General features: G+C 44.2%; 13 protein-coding genes and 1 pseudogene. 4 read left to right on the top strand and 10 right to left on the bottom strand.

All coding sequences use genetic code 11. The annotated features are described in order from the left end of the window. Positions 1-59: 59 nt before the first annotated feature. Entirely contained in the window at positions 60-1466 is a 1407-nt protein-coding gene (locus tag FD44_RS08300) for an MFS transporter (RefSeq protein WP_010620379.1), read from the bottom strand. 253 nt (positions 1467-1719) lie between these two features. On the opposite strand from FD44_RS08300, the gene FD44_RS08295 reads away from it, so the two are divergent. From FD44_RS08295 to FD44_RS08285, 3 genes and pseudogenes are all read left to right on the top strand, one after another. Beyond that, on the top strand, positions 1720-2166 hold the full coding sequence (locus FD44_RS08295) for a MarR family winged helix-turn-helix transcriptional regulator (RefSeq protein ID WP_010620378.1): 447 nt from the start codon (positions 1720-1722) through the stop codon (positions 2164-2166). After that, positions 2163-3899: pseudogene (locus tag FD44_RS08290) on the top strand (ABC transporter ATP-binding protein). Before FD44_RS08295 ends, FD44_RS08290 begins: the two are co-directional and overlap by 4 nt. Further along, complete coding sequence (locus FD44_RS08285; protein ID WP_010620376.1) at positions 3886-5781, top strand: ABC transporter ATP-binding protein; 1896 nt, start codon at positions 3886-3888, stop codon at positions 5779-5781. Before FD44_RS08290 ends, FD44_RS08285 begins: the two are co-directional and overlap by 14 nt. 147 nt (positions 5782-5928) lie before the next feature. Here FD44_RS08285 and FD44_RS08280 read toward each other — a convergent pair whose 3' ends face one another. Next, the gene (locus FD44_RS08280; RefSeq protein WP_010620375.1) at positions 5929-6201 is read right to left on the bottom strand and encodes an AbrB/MazE/SpoVT family DNA-binding domain-containing protein; all 273 of its coding nucleotides are present in this window, start codon (positions 6199-6201) and stop codon (positions 5929-5931) included. A gap of 153 nt (positions 6202-6354) precedes the next feature. Between FD44_RS08280 and FD44_RS08275 the strand changes: the two genes are divergently transcribed. After that, on the top strand, positions 6355-6714 hold the full coding sequence (locus FD44_RS08275; protein WP_010620374.1) for an iron chaperone: 360 nt from the start codon (positions 6355-6357) through the stop codon (positions 6712-6714). 40 nt (positions 6715-6754) lie between these two features. Here the strand turns inward: FD44_RS08275 and phoU are convergent, their stop codons facing one another. The 8 genes from phoU to FD44_RS08235 form a co-directional block, all read right to left on the bottom strand. After that, on the bottom strand, positions 6755-7432 hold the full coding sequence (phoU, locus tag FD44_RS08270; protein WP_010620373.1) for a phosphate signaling complex protein PhoU: 678 nt from the start codon (positions 7430-7432) through the stop codon (positions 6755-6757). Between the two features lie 21 nt (positions 7433-7453). Beyond that, on the bottom strand, positions 7454-8212 hold the full coding sequence (gene pstB, locus FD44_RS08265) for a phosphate ABC transporter ATP-binding protein PstB (RefSeq protein WP_010620372.1): 759 nt from the start codon (positions 8210-8212) through the stop codon (positions 7454-7456). A gap of 13 nt (positions 8213-8225) precedes the next feature. Next, on the bottom strand, positions 8226-9017 hold the full coding sequence (gene pstB, locus FD44_RS08260; protein WP_010620371.1) for a phosphate ABC transporter ATP-binding protein PstB: 792 nt from the start codon (positions 9015-9017) through the stop codon (positions 8226-8228). An 11-nt stretch (positions 9018-9028) separates the two neighbouring features. Further along, complete coding sequence (gene pstA, locus FD44_RS08255; RefSeq protein ID WP_010620370.1) at positions 9029-9916, bottom strand: phosphate ABC transporter permease PstA; 888 nt, start codon at positions 9914-9916, stop codon at positions 9029-9031. Next, positions 9913-10833 (bottom strand): phosphate ABC transporter permease subunit PstC, encoded by a 921-nt coding sequence (gene pstC / locus FD44_RS08250; protein WP_010620369.1) that lies wholly within the window; start codon positions 10831-10833, stop codon positions 9913-9915. The genes pstA and pstC overlap by 4 nt, the downstream gene beginning before the upstream one ends. 11 nt (positions 10834-10844) lie before the next feature. Continuing rightward, on the bottom strand, positions 10845-11690 hold the full coding sequence (locus FD44_RS08245; RefSeq protein WP_056973873.1) for a phosphate ABC transporter substrate-binding protein PstS family protein: 846 nt from the start codon (positions 11688-11690) through the stop codon (positions 10845-10847). Between the two features lie 501 nt (positions 11691-12191). After that, on the bottom strand, positions 12192-13529 hold the full coding sequence (locus tag FD44_RS08240) for a sensor histidine kinase (protein WP_010620367.1): 1338 nt from the start codon (positions 13527-13529) through the stop codon (positions 12192-12194). Beyond that, positions 13526-14221 (bottom strand): response regulator transcription factor, encoded by a 696-nt coding sequence (locus FD44_RS08235; protein WP_010620366.1) that lies wholly within the window; start codon positions 14219-14221, stop codon positions 13526-13528. The genes FD44_RS08240 and FD44_RS08235 overlap by 4 nt, the downstream gene beginning before the upstream one ends. Between the last annotated feature and the right edge of the window lie 246 nt (positions 14222-14467).

Here is a 14467-nt window from a genome sequence, read left to right as displayed (position 1 = left end):
TAGGACTTTTGTCCCAGCCTCTTTCTTTTTGTGTGTATACAGATAATTGCAGTAAGCAGTTATGCTGTTTTTTTGGCACGTAAATATCTTACAAAAACCATGATGGATGCTAATGAAGAGATGGCGATGGCAACATAAAACACTCCCCGAAAGGCAGATAGAAATGTTTCGCCTAGTGCAGGCGTAATCTGATCAACATTTGGTAGTAGTGCGAATAGAATTGAGGAACCAAAGCTGATTCCAATGGTCATTCCAATGGTTCGGGAAAATGAGTTTAGTGATCCTGCAATTCCCGTTAGTGATTTATCAACGAGTCCCATTGTAAGTGCATTGTTAGGTGACAGGAAAAACGCCATTCCAATACCGTTAATGACAATTGGAATGATGATCCGGGTTAAATTCATCCCAGCTGGATAGAGCAAATAGCCAATTTGGGAAACAGTTAAGATCACTAAGCCAATGATGGTCATCAGTTGTCGATTCACGCGATCAGCCAAATAGCCGGCAAAGGGCGATAAAACCAGCATGACCAGTGATTGCAGCATAATTAATAGGCCGCTTTGAAAAGGCGTCATTAGGCCATAACTTTGGAAATAAAAGGGAAGCAGAATGTTCGAAACAGAATTGACCAACATAACGAGTAAAAGCGCCATAATCGAAACGAGGTACGGGCGGTTATGCAAAATTTTTGGCGAAATCCAAGGTAAATTAGCAACGTCATCTTGATAAAATGAGTAGATTGTTAGGGCCCCACCCACAACAAGAGTGATGAGTCCAATCAGCCAATTTGAACGAGACTGAAAAATAGCACCACTTAAGAAAAAGATGATGATGCCAGCTGTGAAAAGTCCTTGGCCCATCCAATTAGCCCCTTGCGTAGCGCTCTTTAGTTGTTTAATCGAGACTTTTGGGATAGGTAATGCATGATGACCGAATATTAAAACTGCAATCATCAAGGGGACATTAATCAAGTAAATCCACCGCCATGAGGACACCGACATGATAAATCCACCAGCAGCTGGACCTGAGATAGAACCAGCAGAGATGAACATTGAAATGTACGACAAAGCTTGCGCCCGCTTTTTATCAGGAAAGTAATCGCTGACAATACCCATAGAATTTGCCATAATCATTGATGAACCAAACGCCTGAATAATCCGGCCAATAATGATTAAACTAAATGTTGGCGCGATCCCGGTTATTGCAGAGCCAATAGTGAAGGCGATCCCGCCTGAAAAGAAAATAAAATTTTTAGAAAGTAAATCTCCCATGTGGCCAAAAGCAACGAGAAAAATAGTGGTCGTGATGAGCCCCGATTGGAGGACCCACGTTGCTAAGCCACTAGAAATTTCCAGTGAAAGGGCAATTTTAGGAATTGCTAAACTGGTACTTGATCCAGATAGCGCACTTAAAAATGAAAATAGACCTAGGACAAGAATGACCTTTATGGGCTTTTGTTCGTTCACGATTTGTCCCCCAAAACCAATAGTTTAAGCCTGATTATTCAATGGAAGTGTTATGTAAAAATAACATGCGGCGAAGCGCTAATACCGATTTCAATAGTACAAGGTAAGTATATAAATATTTAACTAAATTTCAAACAGAAAGCCTTAACCAATTGTGCTTTTCCAAACAAACACCCTGAAAAATTGACGGAGTTGTGCTACCTTATATTTAGAATTCTAACTATAAAAAACGAGGGTGAAGATTACCACACATTTGGGCATTAACCATCAACTACATAACCTAGCAAATCGATCAACACGTAAATTCAACAAAACCTTTTTAAGCGAAGACATCACCGGCAAACAGGGTGGCATCCTGCACTACTTATTGTTGCGCACGGATAAGGGACCCATTTTTCAGCGAGATATCGAAAGCTACTTTGGTATTCGGCCGCCATCGGTCACGAGTATTTTGCAAAAAATGGAGAAGAAGGGCTACCTAGTCCGCAAGAGTATGCCTGACGATGCGCGATTTAAGCAAATTATGCTAACGCCAAAAGCCCTGTCGTACCGGGAAAGTGTTGTCAACGGGACTTATGATTACGAGAAAAAGCTCATAAAAGGAATCTCGGAGGCAGATCTTGAAGTTTGGCAAAGGGTGACCGCGCAAATTGTTAAAAACATTGATAGTGACGAGACTCAAGGGGGCACGACTAAATGATAAGACAACTATTACAATCTGTCCGAGAATATAAGCGTGACGCACTTATATCACCATTACTAGTTGCCATTGAAACGTTCATTGAGACCATGATTCCATTTTTAATGGCTGGCATGATTGATAAGGGAATTGTTCCTGGAAACATGGGTTACATTGAAAGACTCGGCGTTGTGATGCTGATTGGCGCATTTATCTCATTAGCTGCCGGTGCTGGTGCCAGTTGGTTTTCCAGTGCGGCAAGTGCAGGATTTGCGAAAAACTTACGACAAGACTTGTACTATCACATTCAAAACTTTGCGTTTGAAGATATCGACCATTTTTCACCTTCAAGCATTGTCACCCGGTTGACAACCGACGTAATGAATATTCAACAGGCCTTTCAAATGTCAGTCCGGATGGCAGTTCGCTCGCCATTAATGCTGATTTTCTCAATTGCGATGGCATTTTCAGTGGATGCAGAAATGGCGACCGTCTTTATCGTGACGGTACCCGTCATGGCAATCGCGTTATCAATTATCATTGCAATTGGCCGGCCAATGTTCAAGAAAGTTTACCAACGCTATGATGGTTTGAACCAAGTCGTGCGCGAAAACCTACGAGGCATTCGAGTTGTCAAAACATATAATCGTTCAGATACTGAGAACGACAAAGAAAAAGTAGCTTCATCTAGAATTTTTGAAATCTTCAGTAAAGGTGAACGAATCTTGCAGTTAAATAGTCCAATTATGCAGTTTGTTATGTACGGAACGCTACTATTCTTAGCCTGGTTTGGTGCTAGACGGATTGTAGGCGGCACGATGCAAGCGGGCCAATTGGTCAGTTTGTTAGCGTACGCCATGTCGGTTTTGATGAGTTTAAACATGTTATCAAACGTCTTTAACCAATTGACGATTTCAATGGCTTCGGCCAAACGAATTGTTGAAGTGTTGACCTACGAAAGTACGTTGAAGAGCCCAACCAAGCCAATCATGGCTGTGCCAAATGGCGATATTGAGTTTAACCAGGTTAAATTTGCTTACGAAGATGACCATAAAGAACGTCTTAGTGACATCAACCTGCACATTAAATCCGGCGAAACTGTTGGAATTATTGGTGAAACCGGTAGTGGGAAGAGCACGCTGGTACAGCTGATTCCGCGACTTTACGATGTTAACGGTGGCGTAGTGAGCGTTGGTGGCAATGATGTGCGGCAGTATGACATCCGCACACTTCGCGACAACGTTTCGATGGTTTTACAGCAAAATGTGCTTTTTTCAGGTACGATTGCGGAAAATTTACGTTGGGGCAATGCGGACGCTACGGATGCGGAACTGGTGCATGCTGCCAAATTAGCTCAGGCGGATACTTTCGTTCAAAGCCTTCCAGATGGCTATGACACCTATATTGAACAAGGTGGTAGCAACGTTTCTGGTGGTCAAAAGCAGCGACTGACAATTGCGCGGACATTATTGAAGAACCCTAAGATCCTGATTCTGGATGATTCAACGAGTGCCGTGGATACGCATACCGACAGGCTAATTCAAGAGGCCTTTAATGCGGAACTTCCGACGATGACCAAACTGCTCATTGCGCAACGGATTTGATCCGTTCAAAACGCCGATCGAATCATCGTTATGAAGGACGGTCAAATAGATGCTGTCGGGACACGTGATGAACTATTGAAATCAGATAAACTGTATCAAGAAATTTACAATTCTCAAATCAAAGGAGGCGACGAACATGCAAAGAGCTAGAGTAGCCGGTAGGGGAAAAATCGAAGGCTCTGCTTGGAAAATTTTGTGGCGGTTGTTGCGCTATATTTTTCAGGAAAGTCACTTTGCGTTGTTTGTCGCGTTCTTCTCGATTATCATTTCATCCGCGGCGGCGGTTATTGGGACCATGTTCATCCAACAACTAATTGATGATTACATTACGCCGTTGACTAAGGCCGCCAATCCTAATTTTGCCCCCTTACTCAACATGATTATTTTGATGGGTGCGGTTTATTTGCTAGGGGTTCTCGGCACACTTTTGTACACCCAAGTCATGATTATGACCGGACAACGATTACAGAAGCGGGTGCGTGACGATATGTTCACCCACATGCAAAAGTTACCACTACGTTACTTTGATTCCAACGATTATGGGGACATTATGAGTCGCTTCACCAATGACGCGGATACGCTGCGACAAATGATTGAACAAAGTCTACCGATGCTGGTGAATTCAGTTTTTAACGTGGCATTTACACTGACAGCCATGATCATCCTGAGTCCATTGCTAACGGTCATTAGTTTGGTTGTCTTTGCATTAAGTATCTTTGTCGTCCGTTCGCTTACGGCCAAAAGTAGTAAGTACTTCCGCCTCCAACAGAAGGCAACTGGAAACATAAACGGCTACATTGAGGAAATGCTCAACGGACAAAAGGTCGTCAAAGTATTCTCCCATGAAGAACAGGCTAAGGCTGGATTTGATAAGCGAAATGATGCGCTGCGTGAGGATGCCAGTCGGGCAAATGGATTATCAACGATGCTATTTCCAATTATGGGAAATGTCGGTAATATTTTATATGTACTGATTGCGGTGGTCGGCGGCTACATTGCCGTTAATCATCCAGCGTTGCTGACGTTAGGTGCGATTGCGGCATTTCTCCAGTTAAGTCGTTCATTTAGTCAACCAATTGCGGCGATTACGATGCAGTTAAACGTTATTATTATGGGACTTGCCGGTGCCCAGCGAATATTTCAACTATTTGACGAACCGGTGGAACAGGATTCTGGGACTGTTAGTTTGGTGTCCGTTGCGGTTGCCGAAGATGGCACGCTAACGGAAACTGCCAATCGGACGGATCATTGGGGCTGGAAACGGGTTGATGAGCACGGGAATGTGACACTGACGCGCGTTCGCGGACATATTCAATTTAAAGACGTGAACTTCAGCTATGATGGCAAAAATCAAATTCTCCACCATATTACAATTGAAGCCAATCCGGGCGAAAAAATGGCGCTTGTTGGCGAAACGGGAGCTGGGAAGACGACGATTACCAACATGCTGAACCGGTTCTACGACATTTCGAGTGGCCAAATTACGTATGATGGCATCGATATTAACCAGATTCAAAAGGCCAGTTTACGGCTATCAATGGGGATGGTGTTGCAGGATACGAACCTGTTCACGGCTTCCGTGCGGGATAACATTCGATACGGACGACTGAATGCCACCGATGCTGAGGTGGAAGAGGCTGCCAAATTAGCAAACGCGGATGGGTTTATTCGCAATTTGCCAAATGGCTACGATACGGTGATCGATGGTTCTGGATCCGATTTGTCGCAAGGGCAACGACAGCTATTGTCAATCGCTCGGGCAGCGGTAGCCGATCCACCGGTGATGATTATGGATGAGGCCACTTCAAGCATTGATACGCGGACTGAAAAAATGGTGCAGACGGGGATGGACAATTTGATGAAGAACCGGACCACTTTCGTCATTGCACACCGATTATCGACCATTCATAACTCCGACGATATTATGGTGCTGGAGGATGGCAAGATTATTGAAGAGGGCGACCATGATCAGCTCATTGCCAAACAGGGTAAGTATTATGAATTGTATACGGGAAAGGCTGAATTAGGATAAAGATTGAAATTAAGTAAAATTGAATTAATATAAAAAAGGGATTCGAAGTAAATTTCGAATCCCTTTGATATTTAGATTGAGAATACGTCTCTAATGCGTTGTTTAAGTTACTTCAATCCGAGAAATTATGCTCGCACTTTGGAAAGTCTAGCAATATTCCGCTCCTTCTTGTCCTTTACTAGATTCATTACCAACATTAAACCCAATTTCTTTGAGATCCTTCTGAAAATTATGGTTCTGAGCTTCCTCGGTATCCCAAATATTAGTTGGACTTTCAACAGGTGTATAAATAAGTTGTCCAGCGGAATTAATTTCAAGACTGTATAGTTGGCCCTCTTTAATTTCGGCGTCTTTATTAATGCTGATAGTCAATGAGTTACCCTGTTTTTTGATTTTATAATATTTTAATGAATCCTTCATTATAATCGCTCCCAAGTTATCACTTTCATTTTATCAAGTTGATAAAGGTAATCCAATTAATAAATACGTCATAAACTATGACTTTTCCTTATTTTGCTACTTTAGGCAAAGATTTCATGCTATTATTTAATTAGATAATAAGGCGGTGATGACTTGAAAAAGTACACAACAATGGCTGAATACTTAGCTGATTTAGACCCAATGCAACTGGAGGTCGCGCAGATTATGCGTGACCTACTTGCGGATGCGGCACCTGATGCAGTCGAGACGATTTCGTATAACATGCCAGCCATCAAATTAAATGGCAAGGTGCTCGTCTATTTTGCACCGACGAAGAATCATTTGGGATTTTACCCAACGGACGATCCCATTCTCAAATTTGAGGATGAGTTGGCCTCGTTTGAAACGACTAAGGGCACGATCAAGCTACCCTATAATCAGCCGTTACCAGTTAAATTAATAAGAGAAATCGTGACCTATCGAATTGATGAGGTAACAAAAACGCAAGCCTAATTGGCTTGCATTTTTTTGTAGGATTCAAGAAGCTAGTAAGTTAATCTTCCAGTTTAGTAACTGGTTTAATTTCGACAATTTCGCCAGAGTGACCGTAAATAATCCACTCGCCAATGTTTAGGGCGCAATCGCAAATTTGTTCCAGGGCGTTTGCCACCGAAACGTAGAGTAAAATCTGCTCACCCAATTCGCCGTGCTGCTTCATAGCCGCAATACAGGCTTCGTTAATTTTGACGTTCTGCTGGCTGGCCTCGGTTGCGAGGTGCATTCCGTTTTGTTCGGCAAAGCGCCAGTCCTTTTTGACGTAGGCGGACAACATGTCGCGCATCAATTTTTCGATGAACATGCTGAACTGCTCAATCAGCGTCAAGATGGGCTGCAAAGCGGGTTCCTGTTTTTGCTGAATGCTGGCGAGGGCGATGTCCCGCGCGTGATCGCCGGCGTGCTCCAAGTCGGAGACCGCCTTTAAAATGGTAACGACTTCGCGTAAATCATTGGTGATTGGTTGATGCAACGCAATGATTTCTAAAGCCTTTTGCTCAAGTTTCATTTCCTGTTCGTTGATTCGGTGATCATGGGCCACAATTTCCTCTGCGGAACGTGTATCGCCGCGGACCATGGATTTTCCGGCTGTGCCAATCGCTTCGGCGACCGTCACACCCATTTCGGTGAATTGGGCATCGAGTTGTGCCAATTCTTTGTCAATTAAACGTTTCATGGTGAGCCTCCTTAATCGTGATTAGCCAAAACGGCCGGTGATGAAGTCGCTGGTCTCTTTGTGTTCTGGATTCATGAAAATTTGTTTCGTGTCGGCAGCTTCAATCAGGTCACCTGAAAGGAAGAAAGCTGTCTTGTCCGCGATTCGAGCGGCCTGTTGTAAGTTATGCGTTACGGTAATAATCGTGTATTTTTCTTTGAGTTGCAATAAAGTTGCTTCAATTTGGCGACTAGAGTGAGGATCCAGTGCGCTGGTTGGTTCATCTAAAAGGATGATGTCGGGTGAAACGGCAAGGGCCCTCGCGATGCAGACTCGTTGCTGCTGACCACCGGATAGGGCAAGGGCACTTTGATCCAACTTGTTTTTCACTTCGTCCCAAATGGCTGCCTGCTTTAATGAGGTTTGAGCTGCTTCATCGAGTGTGGCTTTATCGCGAACGCCAGCAACCCGCAATCCGTAGACAACGTTGTCATAGATGGACATTGGAAATGGGTTCGGCTGTTGAAAGACCATGCCGATTTGTTTACGTAAGTCCACGATGTCGTAGTCGTCGGCATAAACGTCTGCACCTTGAAAATCAAAGTCTCCGGTGACGGTCACGCCGTCAATCAAATCGTTCATCCGATTTAAACAACGGAGGTAGGTCGATTTTCCACAACCCGAAGGACCGATGAGGGCGGTAATTTCATTTTGGTTGAAGTCTAAGTCAATTCCGTGGAGCGCTTCGAAATCACCGTACTTTAATTTAACGTTTTTGGTTTTTAAAATCGTATTTACCATTAGAGCCTCCAAATTAGCCAAAGTCGCCAGAGATATAATCGTTCGTCAATTTTACCTTTGGATCCGTAAAGGTTTCTTTCGTGTTGTTGAATTCAATCACTTTTCCCTGTGAAAAATGGGCGGTGTAATCGCTAATCCTGGCAGCTTGTGGCAGGTTATGAGTGACGATGACGATGGTGTAGTGCTGCTTTAGGTTGACTAACGTTTCTTCCAATTGTGCCGTTGAAATTGGATCTAAGGCACTTGCTGGCTCATCTAACAGGAGAATATCGGGTTGCAAGGCAATTGCTCGGGCAATACATAAACGCTGTGCCTGACCACCAGAGAGCGCGAGGGCACTCTGGTTGAGTTTGTCCTTAACTTCTTCCCAAAGTGCGGCTTGTTTCAATGACGTTTCGACGCGTTCGGCCAGTTCCTTTTTATCGGTTATCCCGTGCCGTTCTAGGGCAAAGGTGATGTTTTCGTAAATCGATTTTGGAAATGGATTGGGGCGCTGGAACACCATTCCGATTTGGCGACGCATTGCGTATACATCAATTTCCTTAGAGTTTAAATTCAGATCCCGATACCAGATTTCGCCCTTAACGTCAGCGACATTGTCGTTCATGCGGTTTAGGGAACGGAGAAAAGTTGATTTGCCGGAACCTGAGGCCCCAATAAGGGCGGTGATTTTAAAGCGGGGAATTTGAAGATCAGCTTCGGAAATGGCTTCAAAATCACCATAGTAAATGTGCAAATTTTTCGTGGTTAACGCCATTTCTTGCGTTTCATCGAATTGCTGAATGTATCTATCTTTAGTTTGCATATGGCACCCCCCTATGAGCCGGCGGTTAGGCGCTTGAACAGCAAGCGGCCTATCCAACGGGCAAGTAAGTTAAAGATGAGGACAACGATAATTAAAACAGCGGCGGCCCCAGCTGAGACAGCCGAAGAGTCGGGCATGATTCCTTCCGAATTAATCTTCCAAATGTGGACGGCGAGAGTTTCGGCGGGGCGCATTGGATTTAGCGGACTATCAATATCAAATGGATTCCAGTTAGCAAAATTCAAAGCGGGAGCACTTTGACCAGCCGTGTAAATCAGTGCGGCAGCTTCACCAAAGACACGTCCGGCACTAAGAATCAGGCCAGAGACGATGCTTGGTACTGCGGCCGGTAGAATGATTTTAGTGACGGTTTCCCATTTTGAAATGCCGAGAGCCAGACCACCATTTCGCTGATCGTTGCTGATGGACTTAAGGGCATCTTCAATACTTCGAGTCAGTAGGGGTAGGTTGAAAACGGTCAGTGCCAACGCCCCAGAAAGAATTGAAAAGCTTAATCCAAACTGAACAACGAAGAGTAAGAAACCGAAAAGACCAACGACCACTGAAGGCAGGGAACTCAGAATTTCAATCATCGTTCTGATGATGCTGGTAACCTTACCTGGTTTGGCGTACTCGTTTAGATAGATGCTGGCACCTAACGCAATCGGCATTGAGATAAGCATCGTCAGAATTAAGAGGTAGATTGAATTAAATAGTTGGATTCCGATTCCGCCGCCAGCCGTAAAGGCGCGCGAAGGTGTGGTTAGGAAGGACCAGCTTAGTTGTGGCAAGCCGCGGATGATAATGAATCCAAGGAGGAGAAGTAAAATCAAAACGACAATTCCAGCTATTGTATATAACAGGCCAGTCGCAAGTTTGTCATACCGTTTGGCGTTCATCGTTTCAGCTCCCCTCGTTTAGCGATTAGGTGAATAGCCAGGTTAAAGGCTAGTGACATTAGTAATAGAATGAGTGCGAGTGACCAGAGAGCGTCGTTTTGGACAGTGCCAAGAACTGTATTCCCGATTCCCGTTGTGAGGACACTGGTCAGTGTGGAAGCTGGCGCAACCAAGCTTGTTGGCATGAGTGCGGCGTTTCCGACCACCATTTGAACGGCAAGTGCTTCACCAAAGGCGCGGGCCATACCGAACACGATGGCGGTTAAAATACCGGGAGTCGCTGTTCGTAAGACTACTTTGTAAATTGTTTGCCAGCGAGTCGCACCAAGCGCGAGGGAAGCAGAACGGTAATCTTTGGGAACTGATTTTAAGGCGTCAACGGTCATGGAGGTGATGGTTGGCAAGACCATCACGAACAGGACGAAAGTTCCGGCAAGAATTCCGAAACCACTACCACCAAAGATACTGCGCATAAATGGCACAACCACCGTTAAACCAACGAATCCGTAAACGACGGAGGGAATTCCAACGAGGAGTTCCAGCACCGGCTGCAAGATTCGCGTTCCCATTTTGGGAGTAATGTCTGTCATCATGAGCGCAGTCCCAATCGCAAAGGGAAGCGCAAGAAGGGTTGCCAAAATGGTAATTAGAAATGATCCGGTAATCATTGGCAAAGCTCCGACAAGTGGATGGCCATTTTCAGTGACTTCGGGGTTCCATTTGGTACCGCCGAGGAATTTGAAGATTGACACGTGATCACTGGTAAAAGTGGCCAATCCGCGGTAGGCAATGAAGATGAAGATGGCCAGGACGATTAAACAAATACCGCCGAGACACATAAAACTAATGATTTTACCACGTCGTTCAAGCTTGCTGGCGTGGGATTTGGTCAAGATGCTTTCCCTAATTTTATCCATCTAATTCTCCTTTACTCTAACCGTTCAACTTGCATGTCTTTGATGGGGATGTAGCCAAGTTGGGGGACCAGTTCATCTTGTACGTGACTGGATAAGACGTACTTAATGAACCTTTTTGTGACTTTATCCGTGTTCTTCTGGGTGTATAAATGTTCGTATGACCAAATTTGCCATTTGTTAGTTGTCACATTTTTATTCGTGGGCTTGATACCATTTAATGTTGGAACGGAAATGGTGTCGTTAATGTACGAAAACGACACATAGCTGATTGCCCCAGGCGTTGTGGCGACAATTTGACGAGTTGTTCCGGATGAATCTTGTTCCTGAGAGGCTATACTGCGTGCTTTGTTTAGACCACGCTTTTCAAACGTAACGCGCGTACCACTTCCCTGAGTTCGATTGACGATGACAATCTTCTGGTTACGACCACCAACTTGTTGCCAATTAGTTACCTTTCCGGTAAAAATGGCCTGAAGCTGCTTGGTTGTTAAGTTTTTGATACCCGCTTTTTTATTTAAAATGGGCGTAATGCCGATAACAGCAACCCGATTATCAGTTAGCTTTTTTTCATCTATTCCCGTTTGCTCGCTGGCAAAAAGGTCCGAGTTACCGATGGAGACAGCACCGGATTGAATCTGACTCAATCCAGTTCCGGAACCACCACCTTGCACGTTGACAAAGATGCCGGGATTTACTTTGCTGTATTCTTCGCCGGCTGCTTCAACCAGTGGCTGTAGGGCGGTTGAGCCAACGGCGGTGATGGATTCACCTTGCTTACTTTGGTCGCGAGTGACGTAGGCGAAGCCAAGCAAGATGATTAAGATGCCGATGAGAATGAGGGGCCAACGTTTTTTCATGGGCGAAATCTCCTTAAGTAGGGTCGAAGTTCAGTAGGTAAATCGTACCAAAGGAGTGTAAAAGCTGTGTAGATGGAATGTAAAGGTTGTGTAAATATATAGGTGAGAAACCATCTGGGTTCTTCCGAGTACTAATCGAATTACGAAAGCGTGGACTTGTTCGCGCGGGTAATTCAGATTAGACACAGGGAGAAGGATGGTTGAACCCGAAAGTAAAAATGATTTCTCACGGTTGGTTCCGAGTATCATCGAATACTCACAAAACGCCTCCTTCTTCAGCTTCATGACGGAACGAGGCGGCATTCACGCAAGCCAAAGGGCGGTCTTGCGAGTAATGCTTAGTCTAATCGATAAATCGATAAGACTAATTTCGCCTCTGGTCATGAGCTGATTTTTGGAGGCTTAACTTAGAATCCTAATCAGTTACATCAGTAATTCACTGAAACTCACTGAAAAATAGGAAACAAAAAACAACTTCCGCTCACACAGAAGTTGTTCAATCTAATTATCATTTGGAAAATCAATTTTAATGGTGGTACCAACACCCAATTCACTTGTGACGTTGATTGAGCCAGACAGTTGAGCGGCTTGTTCCGCAACGATGGCTAAACCTAATCCAGTTCCAGGAATGGTCTTACCATTGTCGCCACGATAGAACCGTTCAAAAATTCGCTGCTGTTGGTTGGTTGGGATGCCGATTCCGTTGTCGCTAACACTCAGTTGCCAGCCAGCAAAAGTGGAGGTAGCAGCCACCGTCACGTGACCGCCGTCATCATTGTATTTAATTGCATTTGCTAATAAATTATAGAGAATTCCCATCAAACGGCCTTCGTCGCTAGTGACAATCAAGTCTGCGGGAACATTGTTTTCGAGTTTGACACTCTTTAGTTGGGCAGATGCTTGATGATCGTCCAGTTGATCTGATACAAAATCAGCTAGGTGGATTTGTTGAAGCTTCAGGTCGCCTGGTTGGTCGTCTCGTAAGCGAGAAAGCGATAAAATATCATCAATTAATTTAACGAGTTTGTCTGATTCCTGTTTGATGATGGTTAAAAACTTTTCCCGGGTCTTTTCATCAGTGGGCTGTTCTAGTAAAGTTTCGCTGAATCCGGAAATGGCGGTGATTGGTGTCTTTAATTCATGACTTGCATTGGCGACAAAGTCCGATTGCATCTTGGACATTGCAACCAAATCACTGACGTCCGTTAACAGAACAGTAACTTGGAAGTGCTTAGGTCGAATTTCGCTGTATAGAACTTGGACACGAATATTCTTTCGGTTTTGGGGCGTGTCAAAAGTGATCAATCGCTGGCCACTCTTTTGCCGCTGCATAGCAGCATTGACCATCGTTAGGAGTTCTGGTTGTACAATATCCTGTTGGTAGGCATGTGGAATTGGGTCAAACTCATGTTGGAAAAGTTCCTGAATGACATCATTTGCCACTTGGACTTGTCCGTAACGGTCAATGACCATGACCCCAATTGGGAGATGCTTAACGAGAGTCTCCAGTTCATTTTCCTGTCGTAAAGTTCGATGCGACTGATGCTTTATGTGCGATTGTAGCTGATTGAGCTCGTGTGTGAGGCCGTGCAGCGGATCATCGTTTGGTAAAATCAAATGCGTATCATCATTTGCAACGTTGATTTGATGGACCTTTTTTTGTATGAGCGCCAATTTTTTTGAAAAACGCCAAACAAAAAAGGTAAAAATGAGGGTGGCACATACCGCCACCGCGAGCATTAGTCCCAGATGGAGACCAGCTGACAGCGGCAAGAAGAAACCAACTAATTCTAAAATGATTAGGTTGATTAGAAAGAATAGAAAAATTTGTTTTTTCATAAGGACTCCATTCCAAATTGGTAACCAAATCCGCGAACGGTCTTGATCCAATTTTGATTAGGGGCTGGCTGTTTTAATTTATCGCGCAAATGACTAATCTGAATATCAACCATTCGGCTATCGAGGTCCGTGTCAACGTCCCAAACGTGCTGGAGCAGCTGTTGACGACTGAGAACCTGCTGCTTGTTTTCAGCAAAGTAGACGAGCAATTCATACTCTTTGGGCGTTAAATCGATTAGTTGATTCTTAACGGTGACAACGTGTTGGGACAGGTTAATGGTCAGGTCGCCAAAAGTTAATTTGTTGAGAGGAGTCGATTGGGCTGACTTTTGATGACGGCGTAAAACGGCATTGATTCTGGCGATAACTTCCCTTGGACTAAATGGCTTACTAATGTAGTCATCAGCACCAAGTTCAAGCCCTAGAATCCGGTCGACTTCTTGTGACTTTGCGGTAATGATGATGACGGGGGTTTCGATGGTTTCCTGCTGCATTTTTTTCAAGACAGAAAGGCCATCCATTCCAGGCAACATGAGATCAAGCAAAATACAATCCAGTGAATCGGATTCAATTATCTTGAGTGCAGTTGCGCCGTTATTGGCAGTTACCGTTTCAAAGCCTTCTTGTTGCAGATTAAACGTGAGCAAAGTCGAAATAGCGTCTTCGTCATCTACAATTAATACTTTGGTCATAGTGCTCCCCCGATTCAGATGAATTACTTCCTAATTCAAATTTTAGCATAAGTCAGCGAGTTTGCCGATTATGAAGGTGGTAAAGTGCCGTAATTGGACAAAATTTGATTTATTGAGCGAATGTTACTATAATGGAACTCATATAATAAAATGGGATAGAAGCGCAGTCCACACGGAATTGGTACGTTTACTGGTACCAATTTTTATTTTGCACTGTTCACGTATGAAGGGCTCCGATAAAGTTAG

Origin of the sequence: Secundilactobacillus malefermentans DSM 5705 = KCTC 3548, from assembly GCF_001436395.1 — a bacterium.
Taxonomy (GTDB): domain Bacteria; phylum Bacillota; class Bacilli; order Lactobacillales; family Lactobacillaceae; genus Secundilactobacillus; species Secundilactobacillus malefermentans.
The sequence above is the reverse complement of the archived record's forward strand: the minus strand, read 5'-3'. Positions and strand labels throughout refer to the sequence as shown.

Coding starts and splice junctions, on each gene's coding strand:
- FD44_RS08245 (WP_056973873.1), bottom strand. CDS start 11,690: ATGAAAAAACGTTGGCCCCTCATTCTCATCGGCATCTTAATCATCTTG.
- FD44_RS08280 (WP_010620375.1), bottom strand. CDS start 6,201: ATGAAGGATTCATTAAAATATTATAAAATCAAAAAACAGGGTAACTCA.
- pstB (WP_010620371.1), bottom strand. CDS start 9,017: ATGCAAACTAAAGATAGATACATTCAGCAATTCGATGAAACGCAAGAA.
- pstB (WP_010620372.1), bottom strand. CDS start 8,212: ATGGTAAATACGATTTTAAAAACCAAAAACGTTAAATTAAAGTACGGT.
- phoU (WP_010620373.1), bottom strand. CDS start 7,432: ATGAAACGTTTAATTGACAAAGAATTGGCACAACTCGATGCCCAATTC.
- FD44_RS08285 (WP_010620376.1), top strand. CDS start 3,886: ATGCAAAGAGCTAGAGTAGCCGGTAGGGGAAAAATCGAAGGCTCTGCT.
- FD44_RS08235 (WP_010620366.1), bottom strand. CDS start 14,221: ATGACCAAAGTATTAATTGTAGATGACGAAGACGCTATTTCGACTTTG.
- pstC (WP_010620369.1), bottom strand. CDS start 10,833: ATGGATAAAATTAGGGAAAGCATCTTGACCAAATCCCACGCCAGCAAG.
- FD44_RS08240 (WP_010620367.1), bottom strand. CDS start 13,529: ATGAAAAAACAAATTTTTCTATTCTTTCTAATCAACCTAATCATTTTA.
- pstA (WP_010620370.1), bottom strand. CDS start 9,916: ATGAACGCCAAACGGTATGACAAACTTGCGACTGGCCTGTTATATACA.